This is a genomic window from Atlantibacter sp. MEI4A-1023, from assembly GCF_056155425.1.
Window position 1 is genome coordinate 3,750,249 of sequence record NZ_CM149568.1, and the last position, 23,986, is coordinate 3,774,234.

Annotated in this window: 24 protein-coding genes; 8 read left to right on the plus strand and 16 right to left on the minus strand. The window is 55.1% G+C overall.

What is annotated here, in order from left to right; genetic code table 11:
• Positions 1-48: 48 nt before the first annotated feature.
• The 6 genes from metN (at position 49) to proS (ending at position 5,623) form a co-directional block, all read left to right on the plus strand.
• Complete coding sequence (metN, locus tag ACVV26_RS17790) at positions 49-1,080, plus strand: methionine ABC transporter ATP-binding protein MetN (RefSeq protein WP_474798547.1); 1,032 nt, start codon at positions 49-51, stop codon at positions 1,078-1,080.
• Positions 1,073-1,726 carry a methionine ABC transporter permease MetI gene (locus tag ACVV26_RS17795; RefSeq protein ID WP_002437008.1) on the plus strand — a complete coding sequence of 218 codons (654 nt, stop codon included), beginning with the start codon at positions 1,073-1,075 and terminating at the stop codon, positions 1,724-1,726. The genes metN and ACVV26_RS17795 overlap by 8 nt, the downstream gene beginning before the upstream one ends.
• Positions 1,727-1,758: 32 nt before the next feature.
• Entirely contained in the window at positions 1,759-2,574 is an 816-nt protein-coding gene (gene metQ, locus ACVV26_RS17800; protein WP_474798549.1) for a methionine ABC transporter substrate-binding lipoprotein MetQ, read from the plus strand.
• A gap of 115 nt (positions 2,575-2,689) precedes the next feature.
• The gene (rcsF, locus tag ACVV26_RS17805) at positions 2,690-3,094 is read left to right on the plus strand and encodes an Rcs stress response system protein RcsF (protein WP_474798551.1); all 405 of its coding nucleotides are present in this window, start codon (positions 2,690-2,692) and stop codon (positions 3,092-3,094) included.
• Positions 3,091-3,798, plus strand: coding sequence for a tRNA (N6-threonylcarbamoyladenosine(37)-N6)-methyltransferase TrmO (tsaA, locus tag ACVV26_RS17810; protein WP_474798552.1), 708 nt, complete (start codon positions 3,091-3,093; stop codon positions 3,796-3,798). The genes rcsF and tsaA overlap by 4 nt, the downstream gene beginning before the upstream one ends.
• Positions 3,799-3,904: 106 nt before the next feature.
• On the plus strand, positions 3,905-5,623 hold the full coding sequence (proS, locus tag ACVV26_RS17815; RefSeq protein WP_474798553.1) for a proline--tRNA ligase: 1,719 nt from the start codon (positions 3,905-3,907) through the stop codon (positions 5,621-5,623).
• A gap of 41 nt (positions 5,624-5,664) precedes the next feature.
• Here the strand turns inward: proS and nlpE are convergent, their stop codons facing one another.
• Genes nlpE through ACVV26_RS17830 form a run of 3 tightly spaced genes read right to left on the minus strand, consistent with a single transcriptional unit; the run spans position 5,665 to position 7,361 of the window.
• Positions 5,665-6,363, minus strand: coding sequence for an envelope stress response activation lipoprotein NlpE (nlpE, locus tag ACVV26_RS17820; protein WP_474801895.1), 699 nt, complete (start codon positions 6,361-6,363; stop codon positions 5,665-5,667).
• Between the two features lie 33 nt (positions 6,364-6,396).
• Positions 6,397-6,819 (minus strand): alternative ribosome rescue aminoacyl-tRNA hydrolase ArfB, encoded by a 423-nt coding sequence (gene arfB, locus ACVV26_RS17825; RefSeq protein WP_474798554.1) that lies wholly within the window; start codon positions 6,817-6,819, stop codon positions 6,397-6,399.
• Complete coding sequence (locus ACVV26_RS17830; protein ID WP_474798555.1) at positions 6,816-7,361, minus strand: YaeQ family protein; 546 nt, start codon at positions 7,359-7,361, stop codon at positions 6,816-6,818. Before ACVV26_RS17830 ends, arfB begins: the two co-directional genes overlap by 4 nt.
• Before the next feature lie 212 nt (positions 7,362-7,573).
• Here ACVV26_RS17830 and ACVV26_RS17835 point away from each other — a divergent pair, with 212 nt between their 5' ends.
• Both ACVV26_RS17835 and rof read left to right on the plus strand, forming a co-directional pair.
• Positions 7,574-7,774: a YaeP family protein gene (locus ACVV26_RS17835; RefSeq protein ID WP_474798556.1), complete on the plus strand. Its 201-nt coding sequence runs from the start codon at positions 7,574-7,576 to the stop codon at positions 7,772-7,774.
• On the plus strand, positions 7,761-8,021 hold the full coding sequence (gene rof / locus ACVV26_RS17840; protein ID WP_165460344.1) for a Rho-binding antiterminator: 261 nt from the start codon (positions 7,761-7,763) through the stop codon (positions 8,019-8,021). Before ACVV26_RS17835 ends, rof begins: the two co-directional genes overlap by 14 nt.
• Before the next feature lie 43 nt (positions 8,022-8,064).
• On the opposite strand, the gene ACVV26_RS17845 is transcribed toward rof, so the two are convergent.
• From ACVV26_RS17845 to bamA, 13 genes are all read right to left on the minus strand, one after another.
• On the minus strand, positions 8,065-8,379 hold the full coding sequence (locus ACVV26_RS17845; RefSeq protein ID WP_409515075.1) for a c-type cytochrome: 315 nt from the start codon (positions 8,377-8,379) through the stop codon (positions 8,065-8,067).
• A gap of 2 nt (positions 8,380-8,381) precedes the next feature.
• A complete protein-coding gene (gene tilS / locus ACVV26_RS17850) occupies positions 8,382-9,665 on the minus strand; it encodes a tRNA lysidine(34) synthetase TilS (protein WP_474798557.1) in 1,284 nt (427 codons plus the stop codon).
• Positions 9,662-10,051: a VOC family protein gene (locus ACVV26_RS17855; protein WP_312985922.1), complete on the minus strand. Its 390-nt coding sequence runs from the start codon at positions 10,049-10,051 to the stop codon at positions 9,662-9,664. Before ACVV26_RS17855 ends, tilS begins: the two co-directional genes overlap by 4 nt.
• Before the next feature lie 37 nt (positions 10,052-10,088).
• On the minus strand, positions 10,089-12,224 hold the full coding sequence (locus ACVV26_RS17860) for a lysine decarboxylase LdcC (RefSeq protein ID WP_474798558.1): 2,136 nt from the start codon (positions 12,222-12,224) through the stop codon (positions 10,089-10,091).
• Between the two features lie 117 nt (positions 12,225-12,341).
• Positions 12,342-13,301 (minus strand): acetyl-CoA carboxylase carboxyl transferase subunit alpha, encoded by a 960-nt coding sequence (gene accA, locus ACVV26_RS17865; RefSeq protein ID WP_125293592.1) that lies wholly within the window; start codon positions 13,299-13,301, stop codon positions 12,342-12,344.
• A 12-nt stretch (positions 13,302-13,313) separates the two neighbouring features.
• A complete protein-coding gene (dnaE, locus tag ACVV26_RS17870; RefSeq protein ID WP_474798559.1) occupies positions 13,314-16,796 on the minus strand; it encodes a DNA polymerase III subunit alpha in 3,483 nt (1,160 codons plus the stop codon).
• A 31-nt stretch (positions 16,797-16,827) separates the two neighbouring features.
• Positions 16,828-17,424 carry a ribonuclease HII gene (gene rnhB / locus ACVV26_RS17875; protein WP_312984848.1) on the minus strand — a complete coding sequence of 199 codons (597 nt, stop codon included), beginning with the start codon at positions 17,422-17,424 and terminating at the stop codon, positions 16,828-16,830.
• Positions 17,421-18,569, minus strand: a complete 1,149-nt coding sequence (lpxB, locus tag ACVV26_RS17880; RefSeq protein ID WP_474798560.1) for a lipid-A-disaccharide synthase — start codon at positions 18,567-18,569, stop codon at positions 17,421-17,423. Before lpxB ends, rnhB begins: the two co-directional genes overlap by 4 nt.
• Positions 18,569-19,357: an acyl-ACP--UDP-N-acetylglucosamine O-acyltransferase gene (lpxA, locus tag ACVV26_RS17885; RefSeq protein WP_474798561.1), complete on the minus strand. Its 789-nt coding sequence runs from the start codon at positions 19,355-19,357 to the stop codon at positions 18,569-18,571. The genes lpxB and lpxA overlap by 1 nt, the downstream gene beginning before the upstream one ends.
• A 3-nt stretch (positions 19,358-19,360) precedes the next feature.
• On the minus strand, positions 19,361-19,816 hold the full coding sequence (fabZ, locus tag ACVV26_RS17890; protein WP_002436969.1) for a 3-hydroxyacyl-ACP dehydratase FabZ: 456 nt from the start codon (positions 19,814-19,816) through the stop codon (positions 19,361-19,363).
• A 114-nt stretch (positions 19,817-19,930) separates the two neighbouring features.
• The gene (gene lpxD / locus ACVV26_RS17895) at positions 19,931-20,956 is read right to left on the minus strand and encodes a UDP-3-O-(3-hydroxymyristoyl)glucosamine N-acyltransferase (RefSeq protein WP_474798562.1); all 1,026 of its coding nucleotides are present in this window, start codon (positions 20,954-20,956) and stop codon (positions 19,931-19,933) included.
• A 3-nt stretch (positions 20,957-20,959) separates the two neighbouring features.
• The gene (skp, locus tag ACVV26_RS17900; RefSeq protein ID WP_312984856.1) at positions 20,960-21,454 is read right to left on the minus strand and encodes a molecular chaperone Skp; all 495 of its coding nucleotides are present in this window, start codon (positions 21,452-21,454) and stop codon (positions 20,960-20,962) included.
• 119 nt (positions 21,455-21,573) lie between these two features.
• On the minus strand, positions 21,574-23,970 hold the full coding sequence (bamA, locus tag ACVV26_RS17905; RefSeq protein WP_474798564.1) for an outer membrane protein assembly factor BamA: 2,397 nt from the start codon (positions 23,968-23,970) through the stop codon (positions 21,574-21,576).
• Positions 23,971-23,986 lie beyond the last annotated feature (16 nt).

The following is a 23,986-nucleotide window of genomic DNA, read 5'->3' on the forward strand; positions in this document are numbered from 1 at the left end:
GGCAAAACAAAATGCCACGGCTCACTCTCATACGATAATAAATAGCTAATGATCAAACTTTCGAATATCACCAAAGTGTTCCAGCAAGGGAACCGCACCATTCAGGCGTTGAATAACGTCAGTCTGGATGTTCCTGCCGGGCAAATTTATGGCGTGATTGGCGCATCCGGCGCAGGTAAAAGTACGCTAATTCGCTGCGTGAATTTACTGGAGCGCCCGACTCAGGGCAGCGTTCTGGTTGATGGACAAGATCTTACGGCGCTTTCCGAGTCACAACTGACCAAAGCCCGCCGCCAGATAGGCATGATTTTCCAGCACTTTAATTTGCTCTCTTCCCGTACCGTTTACGGTAACGTTGCGCTGCCGTTGGAACTGGATAACGTCCCGCGTGATGAAGTAAAGCGCCGCGTCACCGAACTGTTGGATCTGGTTGGTCTGTCTGAGAAGCACGATGTCTATCCGGCTAACCTGTCCGGCGGCCAAAAGCAGCGTGTTGCTATTGCTCGCGCGCTGGCCAGCAATCCAAAGGTGCTGTTGTGTGATGAAGCCACCAGCGCGCTGGACCCGGCAACCACCCGTTCTATCCTTGAACTGCTGAAAGATATCAACCGCCGCCTCGGTTTAACCATTCTGTTAATCACGCATGAAATGGACGTGGTGAAGCGCATTTGTGATTGCGTCGCCGTGATCAGCAATGGCGAGCTGATTGAACAGGATACGGTGAGCGAAGTGTTCTCCCATCCCAAAACGCCATTGGCTCAGCAGTTTATTCAGTCCACTCTGCATCTGGATATTCCGGAAGACTACGCTCAGCGTTTGCAGCCTACCGCGCAGGCAGACTCGGTGCCGCTATTGCGCCTGGAATTCACCGGCCAGTCTGTGGATGCGCCGCTGCTTTCCGAAACCGCACGTCGTTACAACGTGAACAACAACATTATTAGCGCCCAGATGGATTACGCCGGCGGCGTGAAGTTCGGGATTATGCTGGCTGAAATGCACGGCTCTTACGAAGAGACACAGGCGGCTATCGCGTATTTGCAACAACATCATGTAAAAGTAGAGGTTCTGGGTTATGTCTGAAGCAATGATGTGGTTGCTGGTTCGCGGCGTATGGGAAACGCTGGCGATGACCTTCGTTTCCGGTTTCTTCGGCTTTGTGCTGGGCCTGCCGGCAGGCGTACTGCTATATGTTACCCGTCCGGGGCAGATCAATGAGAACGCCAGCGTTTATCGCGTGCTGTCCGCGTTAGTGAACATCTTCCGTTCCATCCCGTTCATTATCTTACTGGTGTGGATGATCCCGTTTACCCGCGCCATTGTCGGCACGTCTATCGGCCTGCAGGCGGCGATTGTCCCGCTGACGGTCGGCGCTGCGCCGTTTATCGCCCGTATGGTAGAAAACGCCCTGCTGGAAATCCCGTCGGGGCTTATCGAAGCGTCACGCGCGATGGGCGCAACGCCGATGCAGATCGTGCGCAAGGTCTTGTTGCCAGAAGCGTTGCCGGGGCTGGTTAACGCCGCCACCATTACGCTGATCACTCTGGTTGGTTACTCCGCCATGGGCGGCGCGGTAGGCGCTGGCGGCCTGGGGCAGATTGGCTATCAGTACGGTTATATTGGTTATAACGCTACGGTGATGAATACAGTATTAGTATTACTGGTCGTTCTGGTGTATCTCATTCAAATCTCCGGCGATCGCATCGTCCGGGCTGTCACGCATAAGTAACAAACACAACATCTAAAGAGTAAGGAATCGCTATGTCTTTCAAATTAAAAACTTTCGCAGCAGTCGGTGCGTTGATTGGTTCTCTGGCGCTGGTTGGCTGTGGTCAGGAAGAAAAAGATCCGAACCACATCAAAGTGGGCGTGATTGTCGGTGCGGAACAGCAGGTTGCTGAAGTCGCTCAGAAAGTCGCGAAAGAGAAATACGGCCTGGACGTTGAGCTGGTGACGTTCAACGATTACGTTCTGCCGAACGAAGCGCTGAACAAAGGTGATATCGACGCTAACGCCTTCCAGCACAAACCGTACCTCGATCAGCAGATCAAAGACCGTGGTTACAAACTGGTTTCCGTTGGCAACACCTTCGTTTACCCGATTGCCGGCTACTCCAAAAAAATCAAATCTCTGGATGAGCTCCAGGAAGGCGCACAGATCGCGGTTCCTAACGACCCGACCAATCTGGGCCGCTCCCTGCTGCTGCTGCAGAAAGTGGGCCTGATCAAACTGAAAGACGGCGTGGGCCTGCTGCCGACCGTGCTGGACGTCACTGAGAACCCGAAAAACCTGAAAATTGTTGAACTGGAAGCACCGCAGCTGCCGCGCTCCCTGGACGATGCGCAGATTGCCCTGGCCGTTATCAACACCACCTACGCCAGCCAGATTAACCTGACGCCGGCGAAAGACGGTATCTTCGTGGAAGATAAAGACTCCCCGTACGTGAACCTGATCGTGGCACGCGAAGACAATAAAGACGCGGAAAACGTGAAGAAATTCGTCCAGGCTTACCAGTCTGACGAAGTGAACGAAGCCGCGAACAAAACCTTTAACGGTGGTGCTGTTAAAGGCTGGTAATTCGTTTCTTCAATAAGTACAACATAAATATTCAGGACGGGCGCACGCCCGTCTTGTTATTTGTGCAGGCACCTGATTCAATAACCTACGATTTAATCATGATTGAGGATAAATTATGCGTGCTTTACCGATCTGTTTGCTGGCACTCATGGTGAGCGGCTGTTCAATGATAAGCAGATCCCCTGTAGAACCTGTCAAAAGCACGGCAGCACCGGCTAAAGTCGAGCCCGCGAAACCGCAGGCCCCGCGCCCTGCCCCCGTCAGAATTTATACCAACGCGGAAGATCTGGTTGGTAAGCCGTTCCGCGATTTAGGTGAAGTGAGCGGTGAATCGTGCCAGGCGTCGAATCAGGACTCTCCGCCGAATATCCCCACCGCACGCAAGCGTATGCAGATTAATGCCTCAAAAATGAAAGCCAATGCCGTATTGCTGCACAGCTGTGAAGTGACCAGCGGTACGCCAGGTTGCTACCGTCAGGCCGTTTGCGTGGGTTCAGCGTTAAAAGTCACTGCCAAATGAGTCAGTTCTGCCTTGAGCAGATAGGCGTTATCCGTTCGCCCTATAAAGAAAAATTCGCGGTCCCCCGCCAGCCAGGCCTTGTCACCAGCGGGGGCGGCGAGCTTCATCTTCTTCCACCCTACAATAACCCTGACGCGGTGCGTGGTCTGGAAGACTTCAGCCACATCTGGATAGTCTTCATTTTCCATCAAACCATGGAAGGCGGCTGGCACCCTACCGTTCGCCCTCCCCGGCTTGGCGGCAACGCGCGGATGGGTGTTTTCGCGACCCGTTCCACGTTTCGCCCTAATCCGGTGGGCATGTCGCTGGTTGCGCTGGAAGGAGTTCGCTGCCATAAAGATGAAGTGGTGCTGCAATTAGGCGGGCTGGATCTGGTTGACGGTACGCCGGTTATCGATATCAAACCCTATCTGCCTTTCGCAGAAGCGCTGCCGGACGCCCGCGCAGGTTACGCCCAACAGGCACCCAACGCCGCGATGGCGGTGTATTTTACCGATGACGTGCAACACCAAATGCGCCAACTCCATGCGCGCTATCCTCGCCTCGAACAGTTTATCCGCGAGGTGCTGGCCCAGGACCCGCGTCCGGCCTACCGTAAAACGGAAGATCCCGGTAAAACCTACGCCGTCTGGCTGCTGGATTTCAACGTGCGCTGGCGCGTAACCGAAACAGGCTGCGAAGTGTTTGCTCTCGAAGCGCGTTAATTTCGCACCCTTCTCTTTTGGCAATCCGGCCTCGCTGGTAAACTAATTCACTTTACTTAAGTCAGGCCATTTGCCTGTATCTGAACCATCTAATGGAATCGTAATAATGCGTACTAGCCAATATTTGCTCTCCACCCTGAAGGAGACACCCGCCGACGCCGAGGTTATCAGCCACCAGCTGATGCTGCGCGCCGGGATGATCCGCAAGCTCGCCTCCGGGTTATACACCTGGCTGCCGACTGGCCTGCGCGTCCTGAAAAAAGTCGAAAACATCGTGCGTGAAGAGATGAATAACGCCGGTGCTATCGAGGTGTCCATGCCAGTGGTTCAGCCAGCCGACCTGTGGCAGGAGAGCGGGCGCTGGGAGCAGTACGGCCCGGAATTATTGCGTTTTGTCGATCGCGGCGAGCGCCCGTTCGTGCTCGGCCCGACTCACGAAGAAGTCATTACCGATCTGATCCGTAACGAACTGAGCTCCTATAAGCAGTTGCCGCTCAACTTCTTCCAGATCCAGACCAAATTCCGTGACGAAGTTCGCCCACGTTTCGGCGTGATGCGTTCGCGCGAGTTCCTGATGAAAGACGCTTACTCTTTCCATACGTCCCAGGAATCCCTGCAGGCGACTTATGACGCCATGTACGAGGCGTACAGCAAAATCTTTACCCGTATGGGATTAGATTTCCGTCCAGTTCAGGCGGATACCGGTTCTATCGGCGGTAGCGCATCGCACGAATTCCAGGTACTGGCGCAGAGCGGCGAAGACGATATCATTTTCTCCGATACCTCTGATTACGCTGCCAATATCGAACTGGCCGAAGCCGTTGCGCCGAAAGCGCCACGCGCGCCAGCGACTCAGGAAATGCATCTGGTCGATACGCCGAACGCCAAAACCATCGCTGAACTGGTTGAGCAGCATAGCCTGCCGATTGAGAAAACGGTGAAAACCCTGCTGGTGAAAGCCGTAGACGGCAGCGCTTACCCGCTGGTCGCGCTGTTAGTGCGCGGCGATCATGAACTGAATGAAGTGAAGGCCGAGAAACTGGCGCAGGTCGCGAGCCCGCTGACTTTCGCAACCGAAGCGGAAATCCGCGCCGTGATTAACGTCGGTCCTGGCTCTCTTGGCCCGGTGAACATGCCGATCCCGGTTGTGATTGACCGTTCCGTGGCCGCAATGAGCGATTTCGCCGCAGGTGCCAATATCGACGGTAAACACTACTTCGGCATTAACTGGGACCGCGATGTGGCGACCCCGGAAGTGGCGGATATTCGCAACGTGGTCGCAGGCGATCCGAGCCCGGACGGCCAGGGTACGCTGCTGATCAAACGCGGTATCGAAGTGGGCCATATCTTCCAGTTAGGTACTAAGTATTCTGAAGCGCTGAAAGCCTCCGTTCAGGGTGAAGATGGCCGCAACCAGACGCTGACCATGGGCTGCTACGGTATCGGTGTAACCCGCGTGGTTGCCGCTGCGATCGAACAGCATCATGACGACCGTGGCATCGTGTGGCCTGACGCCATCGCGCCGTTCCAGGTGGCGATCCTGCCGATGAACATGCACAAGTCTTTCCGCGTTCAGGAGCTGGCTGAGAAACTTTATAGCGAACTGCGTGCGCACGGCATTGACGTGCTGATGGACGATCGCAAAGAGCGTCCGGGGGTAATGTTTGCCGATATGGAATTGATTGGTATCCCGCACACCGTGGTGATTGGCGACCGCAACCTCGATAGCGACGAGATCGAATATAAGTATCGTCGTGAAGGCGAGAAGAAAATGATTAAAACCGGGGATATTGTGGATTACCTGGTTAGCCAGATTAAGAAGTAACGCTCACGCCCTGCACCCGCAGGGCGTTTTTTTAGCGGCGATTACTCATCGCAATCTGCACCGGGCTTGAACGCGCCCGTGTTATCCGCCACCAGCGTTTTCTGCATATCGCCGCTATCCGGGTTAGCCTGCAACACGAAGTGCGCTTCAATATGCAGCAATACTGGTTTCATTTCTCCCTGCTGTGCGGCAGAAAATCCCCGCTCCAGCTGCGCGTTATTCACTACCGGGAAACGCTTGCCGGTAACGCAATCCGTGAATACCGCCGCATCGGCCATATAGAAGTACATGCCTTTCATCGCCATCGGCGTGGCGGGCAGCGCGGCTTTGGATGGCTTAAGCGTATAGTTCAGTTGCGACGCAATCGGGTTGCCCTCGCGGTCGAGCATCTCCAGGTTTTCACCTTTTACGCGAAAATAGCGCTTTTCCCCATTGGTGTCGGTGAGCACCAGCTTGTCTGCCGTACGCGCCCATTTGCCCCATGACGCAAACTGCGTCGGTTGCGGCGCGCCCTGATAGCGCTGGTTCATCACCCAGGTGCCGTCTTTTTCCAGAAACAGCGCGGTGTCGATACCGTCGCAGTCGGCGCAAGGCAGCAGGCCGCGAAAGCTTTGCTGCATCGCTTTGGCTTCCAGCGGCTGGACGGCCTGGAGCCCCTGGACTTCGCTGCGGTGATTACAGCCGATCAATAAAAATACCCCGCAGGCGATAGCGGCGGAGATAAGCGGAGTTTTTGACATCATATCCCTGATTTTCAATGTTCTTTGCCTCAGTTAGTCTGACGTGCGGCGGATCTTCGCGCGTAGTGATTTGGTGGTAGACTTTTGCGCTTTTGACGTCAGGCGTCTCTCTTTCGACGCACGTGTGGGTCTTGTTGCTTTTCGATGCTTTTGTTCCGCAGTAAGTTCCCGTACCAGCGTAATAAAGCGGGCAAGCGCCGCTTCGCGATTCATCTCCTGGCTGCGGTATTCCTGCGCTTTGATGATCACCAGCCCTTCCGCGGTAATCAAATGGTGGCTCGCCGCCAGCAGGCGCGCTTTATAGCTTTCTGGCAGGCTGGAAGCGGCGATATCGAAGCGCAAATGGATCGCCGTCGAGGCTTTATTTACATGCTGCCCGCCTGCACCCTGGGCACGGATGGCAGTGAAGGTGACTTCGTCCTCGGGAATAGAAACGGTACGCGAAAAAATAATCATTCGGACGTGTGCCAGTTGTCCAGAGTAATTTCCAGATTATTCTCGCCTTCCGACAGCCAGATTAGGCCGTCCTGAAGCGTGGCCTGTATCGTCATACTTCGTGAAGCCAGTGCGCTCAGCTTTGCCAGCTGCGCGTCATCCAGATACCAGATGGTCAGATTATCGTAAGCGCGAAATTTACTCTGGTTCTGCTGGCGCCAGATTTCCGCCGCCCGGCTGTTGTAGGTAAACAGCGCGACCTGGGCCGCCTGGCTACAGGCTTTTTTCAGGCGTCGCTCATCCGGCAGGCCAAGCTCGATCCACAGATCGATACCCAAATAATCATTACGCAGCCACAGTTCGGGCTCTTCTTCAGCGCTGAGCCCACGGGTAAACTGCAGCCGCTCATCGGCGTATTTGGTCCACGCCAGCAGGCGCAGCATCAAACGCTCTTCGGTTTCCGACGGATGGCGCGCCAGCGTCAGGTTGGCGTCCAGAAACTGGTTTCTGTCCATGTCGGCAACATTCACGGTTGCTTTATAAATCGTTGCTTTTAAAGCCATAGGTCCCCCGAAAGACAATCGGCGGCTATTGTAGCGAAATTAGCGCGCCCGCGCCCGCCTCACCCGCCGCTTCGTACAGAATTCCCTGCTATGACTGTTAATGCCGCCAGAGTGAGTATGGTATAGTCACCTTGCTAAACAGAGTTAATATTCGTAGGCTTAGACTTGCATCCCACGATTCAGTCTGTAGTCAGACTCTGACAGGAGGGCATGTGGAAAAGTATTGTGCGTTAATACGCAAGCGATATGCCGAGATAGCCAGCGGCGACCTGGGGTACATCCCCGACGCGCTGGGTTGCGTATTGAAAGTATTGAATGAAATGGCCTCAGATGAAGCCCTTTCTGAGTCGGTCCGGGAAAAGGCGGCCTATGCCGCCGCGAACTTACTGGTGAGCGATTATGTCAATGAATGAAACCTATCAACCCATCAATTGTGATGATTATGACAATCTCGAACTCGCCTGCCAGCACCACCTGGTATTAACGCTGGAATTGAAGAGTGGGGAAGTACTGAAGGCGCAAGCCAACGATCTGGTTTCTCGCAAAAACGTCGAATATTTGATCATCGATGAAGCCGGAGCCTCACGCGAAGTTCGTCTCGATAAAATTGCCAGCTTCAGCCATCCGGAAATAGGCACCGTGGTGGTCAGCGAAGGCTAGTTAACAACCGAAACAATGAGGGCAGCCTGTTGGCTGCCCTTTTTTATGGCTTCTGGCTGGCGTAGTACGCCGCCAGATTATCAATATCTTCGTCAGACAAGCCGCTCACGTAGGCTTTCATCACTTCGGCCTGACCGCCGCTGCGCTCGCCTTTTTTGTAGGCGTGCAGGGAATGCGCCAGATACTCTTCATGCTGCCCCGCCAGGTTGGGGTAAAGCGGTACGGAAACATTGCCCGTCGCACCGTGGCAGGCTACGCACATCATCGCTTTTTGCTCGCCCGCCTTCGGGTCGCCTTTGGCTAAAACCGGCAAACTACAGGCCAGTAATCCTATTAAAACCGCACTACGCATCGTCATCGTTATTCTCCTTTCTGCCAGTCGATATGCCAGCATGCATGATCCTGAGCCTGCCCCTGACGCGTAACAAAGATGCCTGGAGCGGCGATTAATTGCTCACCGTAAAACAGCAGCGGCGTGGTATCCCGTCGCCAGGGCGGCACGGACAGCTCCTGCCACAGCTTTTTGAGGTTTCGGCTACGTTCACGTCCGACGATTTGCCAGTTGCCTGGCGCATGAAAACGTACCGATACCTGTTCATCCTGATAAGGAGCCCGCACAGCATAGCCTGTCTGCGCCAGGCGTAATATCCCTAATTCGAGTGGGAGCTTTAATGGCGAGTAAGGCGGCTCCCAGATAACGGCCTGTCTACCCGGCGCGGCCTGCCGTTTGATCCACCAGAGTTGTCCCTGATAGCGCCGCACGTCAAAGGCACCGATTTGCAGGCGCGGCGCGGCATCTTCCCGGCTCAACGCCACTTCCTGCCAGATCCGCCCCAGCATGTCGCGCGACGGCGGCGGCGCATCAAGCTGAGTTAACCAGCGGCGCAGCAGCGCATTGCGACGGACCTGGCTCACCTCATGCAAAGGCGCAATCGTCAGGCTGCCTTCCGGCGTTGTCAGCGACATTAATTCGTCGGCTAAAAGCTCATCAAGCAGCGCTTCCTGCTCGCCGCACAGCGCTGCGCTACGGGCCGCGCTGCGGGCAAAATGCGGCCAGCGCGCCTGAAGCAGCGGAAGGACGCGCAAGCGCAGGAAGTTGCGATCGTAACGATCGTCCTGATTGCTGTCGTCATCGATCCACGTGAGCTGATGCGCCTGGGCATAGGCCTCCAGCGCTTCACGAGACGTATTTAACAGCGGGCGCAGCAGGATGTTATCGCCAAACGGCAGCGTTTCCGGCATTGCCGCCAGGCCAGCGGGCCCACTGCCGCGCTTCAGGGCCAGCAGCACCGTTTCGCACTGATCGTCAAGATGCTGCGCGGTGACCAGCGCTTCATCCGGCTGGATAATCTGCGCAAAGGCGGCATAGCGGGCGGAGCGGGCCTGCGCCTCAATGCCCGAGCCATCGTTTTGCAATGTGACCCGTACCACCTCAAGCGACACCGCCCAGCGCTCGCAAATCGCCTGGCAATGCGCCACCCACTCATCGGCAAAGGCGCTGATCCCGTGATGGATATGTACGGCCCTCAACTGTAGATCGTACTGCTGGCGTAGCGCCGCCATCTGGTGAAGCAGCACGGTGGAGTCCAGCCCGCCGCTGAACGCCACCAGCACTTTACGGTAGTGACTCTCCCACTGGATCATTCCTCATACAGCTCCAGCGGCAATCCATCGGGATCGTTGAAAAAGGTGAAACGCTTATCCGTGAAAGGATCGACACGGATCGGTTCGCAGGGAACGCCGTGCTTTTCGAGATGCGCTACCGCGTCATCCAGACTCGCGACGCTAAAGGCCAAATGGCGCAGCCCGCAGGCTTCCGGGCGGCTTGGGCGCTCCGGGGGGAAGGGAAACGAAAACAGCTCGATGACGTAATCACCCTTAAGCGCTAAATCCCCTTTCCACGAATCCCGTGCCTCGCGATATGTTTCGAACTGTAGCGTGAAGCCCAGAATGTCACAGTAAAACGCCTTACTGCGCGCGTAGTCGGTCGCGATAATAGCGATGTGATGAACCTTTTTTAAACCCAGCATACATTCTCCTTGTTGGCGTTAAGCCTTCGCGCCATCGCTACTGTTTTAAAACTCTGACCCGGTAAACGCCATCTTCCCCGCGCTTCGCGCCGTGAATATCGGTTTCAAAACCGGGATAGTGGCGGCCAATCGAGCACAGCATCAGCAGGAAATCGAGTACCGCGCGGCTTTCCTGAGTGACCCGCTCGCCCGGCATCACCAGCGGTACGCCCGGAGGATACGGCAGGATCATATTGGCGGAAACCCGATTAATCAGATTATCCAACTCAACGGTTTCAATATTGCCTTTCACCTGCTGTTGATACATCTGGTGCGGCGTAAGCTGCATTTCCGGCAGTACGTCGAAGGCTTTAAGCATTAACTGCGGCAGGTCGTGATGTTTGATCAGCCGATGGATGCCCTGCGCCAGATCCTGAATGCGCATATTGCGGTAAAAGTCAGGATCTTCAGCATACAGGTCCGGCAGCATGTTTTTCACCCGCAGATTCAGATCGTAGGCGCGCTTGAATTCCATCAGCCCGCGCAGCAAACCCATGGCGCGGGTTTTATCGATGCCGATGCTGAACAGAAACAGCAGATTGTACGGGCCGGTTTTCTCCACCACCACACCGCGCTCATCAAGAAACTTCGCCACCAGCGCGGCGGGTATGCCCTCTTCCGCCATATTGCCATGCTCATCCATGCCCGGCGTCAGGATGGTGACTTTCACCGGGTCGAGGAACATATGGTTTTCATCGGCATGGGTAAAACCGTGCCAGTCCTCACCGGGCGCAATCGGCCAGCAGTCGGCTTCTTCAATCGCTTCCGGCTGCCAGATATCGTAAAACCAGCCGTCAGCCTCTTCGCGCAGCCGCTGGACTTCTTTGCGGAAATGCAGCGCGCGCTCCACGGAGCGATTAATCAGCCGTTTGCCCGGGTTGCCGCGCAGCATCGCCGCAGCGGTTTCAATGGAGGCCACCAGCGGATAGCTCGGCGACGTGGTGGTATGCATCATATAGGCTTCGTTGAACGTCTCTTCGTCGTAGTCACCTTTAATATGGATCATTGACGCCTGGGAAAAAGCCGCCAGCATCTTGTGGGTCGACTGGGTTTCAAAGATCACTTTACCCGGCGTGCGTTCGCCGCTCATGCCGCCTTTACCGCTATAGATGGGATGAAAATGGGTATACGGCACCCAAGCGGAATCGAAATGAATCGACGGCACGTCGAGGGTCTGCTTAATCCAGTTGGTGTTGTACAGCAGGCCGTCATAGGTTGAGTTGGTGATCACCGCGTGAACCGGCCACTGGGCGTTGGGCGTATCACGCACTTTTTGGGCGATGGATTCACAGGAAAACTCCTGCTGCGGAATGCCGCCAAGAATGCCCAGCGCGTTACGCGTCGGCTTCATCCACAGGGGAACAATATCGCTCATCATCAGCAGATGGGTCAGCGACTTATGGCAGTTGCGATCCACCAGCATGGTGCTGCCCGCCGGGGCAGCGTACATGCCAACAATTTTATTCGAGGTGGAGGTGCCGTTGGTCACCATATAGCTTTGTTCAGCGCCAAACGTTCGGGCGATATACTCTTCGGCTTCCAGATGCGGGCCGGTGTGGTCGAGCAGCGACCCCAGCTCGGTAACGGAAATCGACACATCGGATTTCAGCGTATTGCCGCCAAAGAAGTCGTAAAACAGGCAGCCCACCGGGCTTTTTTGGTAAGCGGTCCCGGCCATGTGCCCTGGCGTACAGAAGGTATATTTTCCCTCATGGACGTATTTAAACAGCGCCCGGGTTAACGGCGGTGTGATGTTATCAATATATTCATCGGTGTACTGGCGGATGCGCTGGCCAATATCCTCTGCCGCCCCCAGGCCATATTCAAAAAACCAAATCGCCATGCGCATCTCGTGGGCGCTGACGTCCATCGTCGAGTGGGTATTGATAAAGGCATACAGCGGCAGGTATTCATTGAGTTGATTGATATCGCCGCACAGCTCGATGCCGTGTTCGTCCCAGTCGAAAATCACGCCGCAGATGCGCGGGTTATGTTCAATCAGCTTCAGGAGATCGAGACTGTTTTTCGGCCATATAAGCTGGAAGCCCTGACTTCGCAGCGCCTGCTCCAGTTCCTGCATCGGCTCATCTTTATAAAAAACCCCTTGCGGCCCCATAATGGCAATAATATTCAACGCTCACCTCCTGGCAAAAAATTCATCCTTAAGCATAGTTTACGCAACCTGCCCGCCGGGCGGCGAATAAAAAAAGGGCCGCTTACGCGACCCTTTTCAGAATGTGTGACCCGCAGATTATGCGTAACCGTAGCTCATCAGACGCTGATAGCGACGATCCAGCAGTTCGTCTTTGCTCAGCACGTCGAGATCGGCCAGATCGGCCAGCAGCTGTGCTTTCAGAGATTCCGCCATCACTTCCGGATTACGGTGTGCGCCGCCAAGCGGTTCCGGGATCACGGTATCAATCAGCTTCAGCTCTTTCAGACGCGGCGCAATAATGCCCATGGCGTCTGCGGCAATCGGCGCTTTATCGGCGCTTTTCCACAGAATGGACGCGCAGCCTTCCGGCGAAATCACCGAATAGGTGCTGTATTGCAGCATGTTGACTTTGTCGCCCACGCCAATCGCCAGTGCGCCGCCGGAACCGCCTTCACCGATAACGGTGCAGATGACCGGCACTTTAAGACGCGACATTTCACGCAGGTTACGTGCGATAGCTTCAGACTGGCCGCGCTCTTCCGCGCCCACGCCTGGATACGCGCCAGGGGTGTCGATGAAGGTGATAATCGGCATGTTAAACCGTTCAGCCATTTCCATCAGACGCAGCGCTTTGCGATAACCTTCCGGTGCCGGCATACCAAAGTTACGACGGATCTTCTCTTTGGTTTCACGGCCTTTCTGATGGCCGATGACCATCACCGGACGATCGTCCAGACGCGCAATACCGCCGACGATGGCTTTGTCATCCGCATAGGCACGGTCGCCAGCCAGTTCGTCGAAATCGTCGAAAGCTAAACGCAGATAATCGAGGGTATACGGACGTTGTGGATGGCGCGCCAGCTGCGCAACCTGCCATGCCCCCAGATCGGCGAAGATTTTACGCGTCAGCTCTACGCTTTTTTCACGCAGACGATGCACTTCTTCGTCGATGTTAATATCCAGTTTTTCATCCTGACGGCTCACCGCAGTCAGGGAATCGATTTTCGCTTCCAGCTCGGCAATCGGCTGTTCGAAATCAAGGAAATTCAGACTCATAATATTCCTGTATTAGTCAAACTCCAGTTCCACCTGCTCCGAACCTATCAGGCCACGCAAATCGTTAAGTAAACGATCGCTCGGAGAGACACGCCACGTTGCGCCAAAACGCAACCTCGCGCGCGCATCCGCCCTCTGATAGTAGAGATGTACTGGAATGGTTCCCGAACGATGGGGTTCCAGAGACTGACGGAGTCGGTTTAAAAGCTGGTCATCAATTTGCCTGTCCGTCAGCGAGATAGCAAGCCCACGCGCATACTTTTCGCGGGCGTCTGCAATGTCCATCACTTCGCGGGCGGTCATTTTAAGGCCTCCGCTGAAGTCATCAAAGCTGACCTGTCCGCTGACGATTAGGATCCGGTCTTGTTCCAGCAGATGCTGGTATTTCTCCAGCGCATCGGTGAATAACATCACCTCAAGACGCCCGGAGCGGTCATCCAGGGTACAGATGCCGATACGATTGCCGCGCTTGGTGACCATAACCCGCGAAGCAATCACAAGCCCCGCAGCCGTGATAACTTTACCACGCTCTGTCGGGTGCATATCTTTCAGACGCATGCCACCGACATAGCGTTCGATCTCTTTCAGATACTGGTTGATGGGGTGCCCGGTCAGGTAAAGACCCAGGGTTTCCCGCTCGCCGTCCAGTACCGTTTGCTCCGGCCACGGCTGGCAGTTAGCGTAAGATTTTTCAATCTGTTCCGGCTCTTCCGCCAGAACGCCAAACATATCCGCCTGACCGATGGCTTCGGCTTTAGCGTGCTGATCCGCCGCTTTTAACGCGTCGCCCAATGAATTCATCAGCGCGGCACGGTGCGGGCCCAGACGGTCAAATGCCCCGGACATAATCAGCTTTTCCAGCACCCGGCGGTTGAGCTTTTTGGTGTCGGTACGCGCGCACAGGTCAAACAGTTCGCGGAAATAACCGTCCTTGTTACGCGCCTCGATGATGGCCTCAATCGGCCCCTCGCCCACGCCTTTAATCGCGCCGATGCCGTAAACAATCTCCCCGTCATCGTTAACGTGGAAATGATACAGTCCGGAGTTGATGTCCGGCGGCAGGATTTTGAGCCCCATGCGCCAGCACTCATCCACCAGTCCCACCACTTTGTCGGTGTTATCCATATCCGCCGTCATTACCGCCGCCATAAACTCCGCCGGGTAATGCGCCTTCAGCCAAAGCGTTTGGTAGGATACCAGAGCATAGGCCGCCGAGTGCGATTTGTTAAATCCATAACCCGCGAATTTCTCCACCAGGTCGAAGATTTTCATCGCCAGTTCGCCGTCAACGCCGTTATTTTTCGCACCGTCTTCAAATACCGAGCGCTGTTTGGCCATCTCTTCGGGTTTCTTTTTACCCATGGCGCGACGCAGCATATCCGCGCCGCCCAGGGTATAACCCGACAGCACCTGAGCAATCTGCATCACCTGTTCCTGGTACAGGATGATGCCGTAGGTCGGCTCCAGAACTGGCTTCAGGCTTTCATGCTGCCACTGGATATCCGGGTAGGAGATGGCTTCACGGCCATGTTTACGGTCGATAAAGTTATCCACCATACCCGATTGCAGCGGCCCCGGACGGAACAGCGCCACCAGTGCGATCATATCTTCAAAGCAGTCAGGCTGAAGACGCTTAATCAGATCTTTCATGCCGCGCGATTCAAGCTGGAATACCGCCGTGGTTTCCGAGCGTTGCAGCATGTCGAAGCTTTTCTTGTCATCCAGCGGGATGGCGGCGATATCGATGGGCTCCAGGCCCTGCTTCGCCCGGCGCGGGTTGATCATCTTCAACGCCCAGTCGATGATGGTCAGCGTGCGCAGCCCCAGGAAGTCGAACTTCACCAGGCCCGCGTATTCCACGTCATTTTTATCGAACTGGGTGACCGGATGCTGGCCCATTTCGTCGCAATACAGCGGCGCGAAGTCGGTAATTTTGGTCGGCGCAATCACCACGCCGCCCGCGTGTTTACCGGCGTTACGGGTGACCCCTTCCAGCTTGCGCGCCATGTCGATCAGCGCCCGGACCTCTTCGTCGGCTTCATAAATTTCAGGCAGCTGCGGCTCGGCCTCAAACGCTTTCGCCAGCGTCATACCCGGATCGGGCGGCACCAGCTTGGAAATGCGGTCAACGAAGCCGTACGGGTGGCCCAGTACGCGGCCCACGTCGCGGATCACCGCTTTCGCGGCCATGGTTCCGAAGGTGATAATCTGCGATACCGCCTCGCGCCCGTACATCTCCGCTACGTGATCGATAACCTGATCGCGCTTCTCCATACAGAAGTCGACGTCGAAGTCGGGCATCGAGACACGTTCCGGGTTCAGGAAGCGCTCGAACAGCAGGTCGAATTCCAGCGGGTCGAGGTCGGTGATTTTCAGCGCATAGGCCACCAGCGAACCTGCGCCGGAGCCACGGCCAGGGCCAACCGGCACGCCGTTATCTTTCGACCACTGGATAAACTCCATCACGATCAGGAAGTAGCCAGGGAAACCCATCTGGTTGATCACCTGGAGTTCAATGTCCAGACGTTCATCGTATTCAGGACGGCGCTTCGCTCGTTCTTCCGGGTCCGGGAACAGGAATTCCAGACGTTCTTCCAGACCTTCTTTTGACTTCGCCACCAGGAAATCTTCGGTGGTCATGTCGCCGGTGGGGAACTGCGGCAAGAAATACTCGCCGAGGCGCACCGTGACGTTACAGCGCCGGGCAATCTCTACGCTGTTTTCCAGTGCTTCCGGGATATCCGCGAACAGCTCGCACATTTCCTCTTCGCTGCGCATATATTGCTGCGTTGAGTAGTTGCGCGGGCGTTTAGGGTCATCAAGGGTAAAACCGTCATGAATGGCGACGCGAATTTCATGGGCGTCAAAATCACCGGCATCGATAAAACGCACATCGTTAGTGGCGACAACCGGCACGCCCTTCTCTTCCGCCAGCGCGACGGCGGCGTGCAGGTAGCGCTCTTCATCGGTACGCCCGGTGCGGATCAGCTCCAGATAAAACCGGTCGGCAAAATGCTGCTGATAGAAACCCAGGCACTGATCCACCAGCGCCATATTGCCGCGCAGCAAACTTTTCCCGACGTCGCCGTTGCGCGCCCCAGAGAGCAGGATCAGGCCATGATTAAGTTCCGCCAGCCAGTCGATGTCGATAAACGGCCCGGCGGCACCATAGCCGCGCTGGTAAGCGCGCGAGATAAGTAACGTAAGATTTTGGTAGCCGTCATTGTTGGCGGCCAGGACGGTAATTTCATTAAGCTCATCGCCCATGATTGGGTTATGAACGTTGAAATCCGCGCCGATAATCGGCTTCATGCCCGCGCCATGTGCGCCCCCGTAAAACTTAACCAGACCGCACAGGTTGGTGAAGTCGGTGATCGCCAGCGCAGGCATCCCCAGAGAGGCCGCCTTTTTCACCAGCGGCCCCGTCTTGGCAAGCCCATCGATCATGGAATAGTCACTGTGCACTCGCAGGTGCACAAAACGAGGTTCAGCCATCTCAGTATCCGAATAATTCTGTGCGTGGTGCTTAAGACACCAGATTGAGAGCGCGTTTCACCGGCGCGAAACTGCGGCGATGATGTTCTGTCGCGCCGTGCTCAGCCAGCCTTTCCAGATGGAAGGCGGTAGGGTAGCCCTTGTGTTGAGCAAAACCGTATTGCGGAAAGCTGATATCCAACGCCGCCATTTCCGCATCGCGCGTGACTTTGGCAAGTATTGATGCTGCACTGATTTCCGCCACCCGGCTATCGCCTTTCACTACTGCCATTGACGGCATCGGCAGTTGCGGGCAACGGTTTCCGTCGATCAGCACATACTCCGGCGTAACCGACAGCCCGGCAACCGCGCGCTGCATCGCCAGCATGGTAGCGTGCAGAATATTCAGCTCGTCGATTTCATGCGGTTCAGCCCGGCCCAGGCTCCAGCACAGCGCTTTTTCTGTGATTTCATCAAACAGCGCCAAACGACGCTTTTCAGATAACTTTTTGGAGTCGGCCAGCCCGGGGATCGGCCGGCTGGGATCTAAAATCACCGCCGCCGTAACCACTGCGCCCACCAGCGGGCCGCGTCCGACTTCATCCACACCCGCTACAAGTTGGGTATGCGGATAGATAAATTCGATCATTGGGCTAGCTCCAGTACCGCATCCGCTGCCTGCTCGTCGGCATTGCAACGAATTTGCTGATGCAACTGGCGGAAGGTTTCATGCATCTGTTCGCTCTTCGCGCCGCGGTCTAATAATGGCAGCAACGCGGCGTACAGATTTTGCGGGGTACATTCATCCTGAAGCAGTTCTTTAACCAGTTCGCGCCGCGCCAGCAGATTAGGCAGCGAGACATAATCGGTTTTGACCAGGCGCTTCGCCAGCCAGAAGGTGAACGGCTTCATGCGATAGCCCACCACCATCGGGCACTTCGCCAGCATACACTCCAGCGCGGCGGTGCCGGATGCCAGCAACGCGGCATCGCTGGCGATCATCGCTTCGCGCCCCTTGCCATCCAGCAAATGGATTTGCATATCTGGCGCGACGTCTTGCTTAATTTTTTCAAACTGCTCGCGGCGCTTCGCATTGACCAGCGGAACGACCACCTGCAAATCGGGGAAGCGTTCGCGCAGCAGCAGCGCCGTTTTCAGAAAATCAGCGCTAAGCATTTCCACTTCTGCGCCACGGCTACCCGGTAACAGCGCCAGACAGTGAGCATCCTCAGGAATGCCCAACACCGCGCGGGCCGCCTGTTTATCCGGGTCCAACGGCATCGCATCAGCCATAGTATGACCAATAAAACGGCACGGCACATTGAAGCGATCGTAAAACGCTTTTTCGAAAGGCAGAAACGCCAGCACCAGGTCGGTTGCTCTGCCGATTTTGAAAACCCGTTTTTGACGCCACGCCCACACTGATGGGCTGACGTAATGAATGGTTTTGATGCCCTGCTTTTTCAGGTTCCCTTCAAGGGTAATATTGAAATCCGGCGCATCAATGCCGACAAACACGTCCGGCTTAAGCTCGGTGAAACGGCGAGTGAGATCGGCACGAATATGCAGCAGGCGGCGCAGGCGGCCTAATACTTCCACCACGCCCATCACGGCCAGCTCTTCCATTTCGTACCAGGCTTCACAGCCTTCTGCCTGCATACGGGGACCCGCAACACCGACAAAGCGCGCATCCGGAACGCGCGCTTTTAATGCGCGGATCAGGCCAGCACCAAGAATATCGCCGGAGGTTTCTCCGGCGACGAGGGCAATCGTTAAGGGTCGTTTTACAGCCATTAACGAATCAGACCGCGCGTTGAACGTTCAAAGAACTCGGTGAACGCCTGCACTTCGGGATGTTGCCCCGCCAGCGCGGCGATCTCCGGTTTTGCTTCATCCAGCGTTTTCCCGCTGCGGTACAGCAGTTTATACGCGTTGCGGATCGCGATAATTGCTTCACGGCTAAAGCCGCGGCGCTTAAGCCCCTCAATGTTGACGCCAAACGGCGTCGCGTGGTTACCCTGGGCAATCACATACGGCGGGACGTCCTGGGCAACGCCGGAGCAGCCGCCGACCATCACGTGGGCGCCAATGATGCAGAACTGATGCACCGCTGTCATGCCGCCGATGATAGCGAAATCACCCAACGATACGTGCCCGGCCAGCGTCGCATTGTTAGCCAGGATACAGCGGTTACCTACAGTACAATCATGCGCAACGTGTGCGTTGATCATCAACAGGTTATCGCTGCCTACCTTCGTCAGGCCGCCGCCTTGCTCGGTTCCACGATGAATGGTTACGCTTTCGCGGATGCGGTTACGGTCGCCGATCTCCACACGGGTTGGTTCGCCAGCGTATTTTAAATCCTGGTTTACTTCGCCAATGGATGCGAACTGATAGATCTCATTATCACGACCAATTTTGGTATGGCCGTTAACGACGACATGAGACTTCAGAACAGTACCTTCACCGATCTCAACGTGTGGACCGACGATGCAAAACGGACCAATGTGAACGTTAGCGCCGAGAACGGCACCGTCTTCCACAATGGCAGAGGGATGAACAAAGGCAGTTTTATCAATCACGTATCAGCTCTCCCGGCTGCGCGCGCACATCATCGTCGCTTCGCAGACAACTTTGCCATCGACCAGAGCGACGCCTTTAAAGCGCGTCAGGCCACGGCGGGTTTTCTCAAAGGTGACTTCCATAATCATCTGGTCGCCCGGCACTACCGGACGTTTAAAACGTGCTTCATCGATACCCGCAAAGTAGTAAAGCTCGCCCGGTTCCAGTTTACCCACGCTTTTAAATGCCAGGATACCGGTGGCCTGCGCCATCGCTTCCAGAATCAGCACACCTGGGAAAATCGGTTTACCAGGGAAATGGCCCTGGAAAAACGGTTCGTTTACCGTAACGTTTTTGACTGCCCGCAGGAAGCGACCTTCTTCAAAATCCAGCACGCGATCCACTAAAAGGAACGGAAAACGGTGCGGCAGAAGCTCTAAAATCTCTTCGATGTGCAGAGTATGAGTGTCAGTAGTCAAGATACTGGTCCTGTCTAAATATACTAAATGGCAATAATAACACGGCCTGCGGCAATCCAGAGAATGCCAACAGGCCGCTTAACTTTGTCGTATGCAGGCGTTAGCCAGAGAGGGTCAGTCTTCTTTAATGACTTTCCGCTCAACAGCTTTCAGGCGTTTATTCATTTCATCAATGTTCATTACCAACGCTGCTGTTTTACGCCAAACCTTATTAGGCTGTAGCGGAATACCTGAAGAATACACGCCAGGCTCAGAAATAGGACGCATCACCATGCCCATACCGGTCACGGTAACTTTGTCGCAAATTTCCATATGACCGTTGATTACGCTGGCACCGCCAATCATGCAGTAACGACCAATTTTCAGGCTACCCGCCATAATGACGCCACCCGCAACCGCGGTATTGTCGCCAATCACGACGTTATGCGCAATCTGGCACTGGTTATCAATGATCACGCCGTTGCCGATAATGGTGTCATCCAGCGCGCCACGGTCAATGGTGGTGCATGCGCCGATCTCAACGCGATCGCCGATGATTACCCGGCCAAGCTGCGGGATCTTAATCCAGTTGCCGCGATCGTTAGCGTAGCCAAAGCCATCCGCGCCGATCACGGTGCTGGACTGGATCAGGCACTGTTCACCGATCTGGATCTCATGATAGATGCTGACATTCGCCCACAGACGCGAACCCGCGCCAATGCGTGTATTTTTACCCACGAAGCAACCCGCACCAATAATCACGTTATCGCCCAGCTCTACGCCGGATTCGATAACCGCATTCGCGCCAACGGAGACGTTGTTGCCCAGCTTCGCGCTGGCGTCAATGACTGCGCTGGGCGCAATATTCTGCGCAGGCTGAGGCGTGGTATCAAGAATTTGGGCCATGCGCGCATAGGTCAGGTAGGGATTTTTTACTACCAGCGCCGCGCTTTTGGCGAAAGGAAGATCGTCTGCGGTCATCACAACGGCAGACGCCTGGCATGCAGCCAGATGTTCACGGTAACGGGGGTTTACCATGAAGGTGATTTGCCCCTCACCCGCAGATTGCATTGAAGCAACGCCGGTGATGGCGATATCGCCATCACCGTGCAGTTCTGCATCCAACTGTTGGGCTAAATCAGCCAGTCGAATTGAAGGCATTACTTATTTAACCTGTTTCAGTACATCAGCGGTGATGTCTTTTACATCGCTACCGTTATACACAACGGTATTGGCGTCCAGCACCAAATCGACATCCTGGTCGGCTGCAACTTTTTTCACTGCTGCCTGAATACGGGAAACCAGCTTGCCACGTTCTTCGTTAGAACGGCGCGCACGGTCCTGCTCAAACTGCTGGGCTTTAGTACCGAAAGCCTGGCGCTGAGACATGATGTCTTTTTCCAGCTTGGTACGATCGCTCGCTTTCATCGTGGAACCGTCACGCTGTAAACGCTGCATTTTGGTCTGCAGATCGCTTTCTTGACGTTGCAGTTCGCTTCCGCGGCTTTTGAACTCATTTTCCAGCGTTTTAGATACGCCAGTGTTTTGAGCAACCTGCTGAAACAGACTTTGCATGTTCACAACAGCAACTTTATCTGCCGCCTGAGCGGACGCTGCCATTGCTAAACCGAGACCTGCAGCACATAACCACTTTTTCACAATAAACTCCTTACCATCCCATTAGTACCCGAAGGTACCGTTCTTTGCGTGGCTTGACGGGTGAAACACCCGTCTCAAGTCATCGCTACACTGCTAATGCATTCCTTCGCAACAAACAATTACCAGGTTTTACCGATGTTAAACTGGAACTGTTCTGCACTGTCTCCATCATACTTTTTAAACGGCTGCGCGTAAGAGAACACCAACGGACCCAATGGTGACATCCACTGCAAGGCAATACCTGCAGACATACGGATGTTGGCGGGATCGCTGTAGTCCGGGACGCCTGCCGCACGCATATCAGCGGTGTTATCCCAGTTGGTATCCCACACGGTACCCGCATCAACAAACAGCGAAGTGCGTACCGAGTTCGCATATTTATCGCTGAGGAACGGCGTCGGGGTGATGAATTCGAGGCTGGCGACACCCATCGCGTTCCCACCTACCGCATCGTCAGATGAACAGTATGCGCTATTTTCGCAGTTATCTTCGTTCGGGCCTTTATAAACCGCTTTAGGACCGATGTTGTTAGACTGGAAGCCACGTACGGTGCTGGAACCACCCGCATAGAAGTTTTCATAGAACGGCATCTCTTTGCCGCCCAGTCCATCGCCATAGCCCCAACGGGTACGGCCCAGAACCACCCACTTGTGGTCATCGTCAATCGGCACATAGGTCGCCGTATCGAGAGTAAGCTTATAGAACTCATTATCCGAGCCCGGGATCGTAACTTTACCGTTCAGGTTAACGCGCGAACCCTCGGTCGGGAAGAAGCCGCGGTCCAGCTTGTTATAGGTCCAACCGTAGTTGAAGGTGAAATCATCGGCGGTAAAGCCGCGATCGCTACCGTCTTTCTGGCCAAGCGAATCAAGATAACGATCCATCGCAACCTGCGGCTGCATGTTGGACAGGTCGTTATGGACGTAGCCTACACCTGCACGCAACGTGTTGTATTCGTTGATCGGGAAGCCCAGCGTGCCATCCACACCATAACTTTTGTTGGTGTAGGAGGACAGATCGGCGTCGTCCGCTTTAAAGTCATTATAGAAAATACGTCCGCCAAGACTAACACCATCTACCGTGAAGTACGGGTTAGTGACGGAGAATTCAGAATAGGTCTGATAGTCGTTTTTGGTGCCGTTAATGCCGACAGAATAGCCCGTACCTAACCAGTTATCCTGCTGCACGCCCACCTGGAAGCTGACGCCGCTTTCGGTACCGTAGCCCACACCAAAGTTGAAGCTACCGGTGTTACGCTCTTTCACTTTATAGACCACGTCTACCTGGTCCGGCTGGCCCGGCACACGTTGGGTGTCGGTATCCACGGTTTCAAAGTAGCCCAGACGGTTCAAACGCTCTTTACCCTGGTCGACCAAATCGCTGCCCAACCATGCGCCTTCCATCTGGCGCATTTCGCGGCGCAGAACTTCATCTTTAGACGTGTCGTTACCTTCAAAACGGATTTTGCGCACGTAGAAGCGGTTGCCCGAATCGACGTTCACATGCAGTTTAACCGTTTTATCATTCTCGTTAATTTCAGGCTGGGTTTGCACGCGCGGGTAGGCGTAACCATAGCGACCAAGAAGCTTTTTAATGTCATCTTCCATTTTAGTCACTTTGGTGCCGTTATAGAGCTCGCCCGGCTGCATTTTGGTCAGCGTTTCGATTTCAGCGGAGTGACCGGCCAGGTTACCGCTCACTTCAACGCCGGCAATTTTGTACTGATCGCCTTCGGTGACGTTAACGGTCACGTAGATGCTCTTCTTGTCCGGCGTCAGGCTAACCTGGGTCGAATCAATGTTGAAACGCGCATAGCCGCGATCCAGATAGTAACTGCGCAGGGTTTCAAGGTCGCCCTGGAGTTTTTGCTTCTGGTATTTACGGTCGCCCACCACGTTCCACCACGGCACTTCGTCGCGCAACTGGAAGTGAGAAATCAGTTCTTCGGTGGTGAACGCGTGGTTACCCACGATGTTGATTTGCTGGATGGTAGCGGAAACGCCTTCCTGGAAGACCAGTTTCAAGTCCACGCGGTTACGCGGCAGCGGAGTGACAACGGCTTTTACGCTGGCGCTGTATTTACCCACGCTGTAGTAGAAATCTTCCAGGCCCTTTTCGATGTCGGCAAGGGTAGTGCGGTCAAGAGATTCGCCGACGCGCACACCGGAAGCCTCCAGGTTCTGCTTCAGCATGTCGTCTTTAACCGACTTGTTGCCGGAGAACGTGATGCTGGCAATGGTAGGCCGTTCCTTTACCTGGACAAGCAGCGTATCGCCGTCGCGCAGTACGCGAACGTCTTCAAAGTTGCCTGTGGCAAAGAGCGAACGGATCGTGTTACTGATGTCTTCATCATTAACCGTATCACCGACGCGGACCGGCATGCTGAGGAGGGCCGCACCAACGGCGACTCGCTGCAGCCCTTCGAAATGAATATCTCTCACTACGAAACCGTCTGCACCGTATACAGTAGCGCTGCTGAACAGCAGCGACGCTATGAGCAATTTTTTAATCGCCATCGTTGTAATGCGCTCT

Coding starts and splice junctions, on each gene's coding strand:
- metN (WP_474798547.1), top strand. CDS start 49: ATGATCAAACTTTCGAATATCACCAAAGTGTTCCAGCAAGGGAACCGC.
- ACVV26_RS17795 (WP_002437008.1), top strand. CDS start 1,073: ATGTCTGAAGCAATGATGTGGTTGCTGGTTCGCGGCGTATGGGAAACG.
- metQ (WP_474798549.1), top strand. CDS start 1,759: ATGTCTTTCAAATTAAAAACTTTCGCAGCAGTCGGTGCGTTGATTGGT.
- rcsF (WP_474798551.1), top strand. CDS start 2,690: ATGCGTGCTTTACCGATCTGTTTGCTGGCACTCATGGTGAGCGGCTGT.
- tsaA (WP_474798552.1), top strand. CDS start 3,091: ATGAGTCAGTTCTGCCTTGAGCAGATAGGCGTTATCCGTTCGCCCTAT.
- proS (WP_474798553.1), top strand. CDS start 3,905: ATGCGTACTAGCCAATATTTGCTCTCCACCCTGAAGGAGACACCCGCC.
- nlpE (WP_474801895.1), bottom strand. CDS start 6,363: ATGTCAAAAACTCCGCTTATCTCCGCCGCTATCGCCTGCGGGGTATTT.
- arfB (WP_474798554.1), bottom strand. CDS start 6,819: ATGATTATTTTTTCGCGTACCGTTTCTATTCCCGAGGACGAAGTCACC.
- ACVV26_RS17830 (WP_474798555.1), bottom strand. CDS start 7,361: ATGGCTTTAAAAGCAACGATTTATAAAGCAACCGTGAATGTTGCCGAC.
- rof (WP_165460344.1), top strand. CDS start 7,761: ATGTCAATGAATGAAACCTATCAACCCATCAATTGTGATGATTATGAC.
- ACVV26_RS17845 (WP_409515075.1), bottom strand. CDS start 8,379: ATGACGATGCGTAGTGCGGTTTTAATAGGATTACTGGCCTGTAGTTTG.
- tilS (WP_474798557.1), bottom strand. CDS start 9,665: ATGATCCAGTGGGAGAGTCACTACCGTAAAGTGCTGGTGGCGTTCAGC.
- ACVV26_RS17855 (WP_312985922.1), bottom strand. CDS start 10,051: ATGCTGGGTTTAAAAAAGGTTCATCACATCGCTATTATCGCGACCGAC.
- accA (WP_125293592.1), bottom strand. CDS start 13,301: ATGAGTCTGAATTTCCTTGATTTCGAACAGCCGATTGCCGAGCTGGAA.
- dnaE (WP_474798559.1), bottom strand. CDS start 16,796: ATGGCTGAACCTCGTTTTGTGCACCTGCGAGTGCACAGTGACTATTCC.
- rnhB (WP_312984848.1), bottom strand. CDS start 17,424: ATGATCGAATTTATCTATCCGCATACCCAACTTGTAGCGGGTGTGGAT.
- lpxB (WP_474798560.1), bottom strand. CDS start 18,569: ATGGCTGTAAAACGACCCTTAACGATTGCCCTCGTCGCCGGAGAAACC.
- lpxD (WP_474798562.1), bottom strand. CDS start 20,956: ATGCCTTCAATTCGACTGGCTGATTTAGCCCAACAGTTGGATGCAGAA.
- bamA (WP_474798564.1), bottom strand. CDS start 23,970: ATGGCGATTAAAAAATTGCTCATAGCGTCGCTGCTGTTCAGCAGCGCT.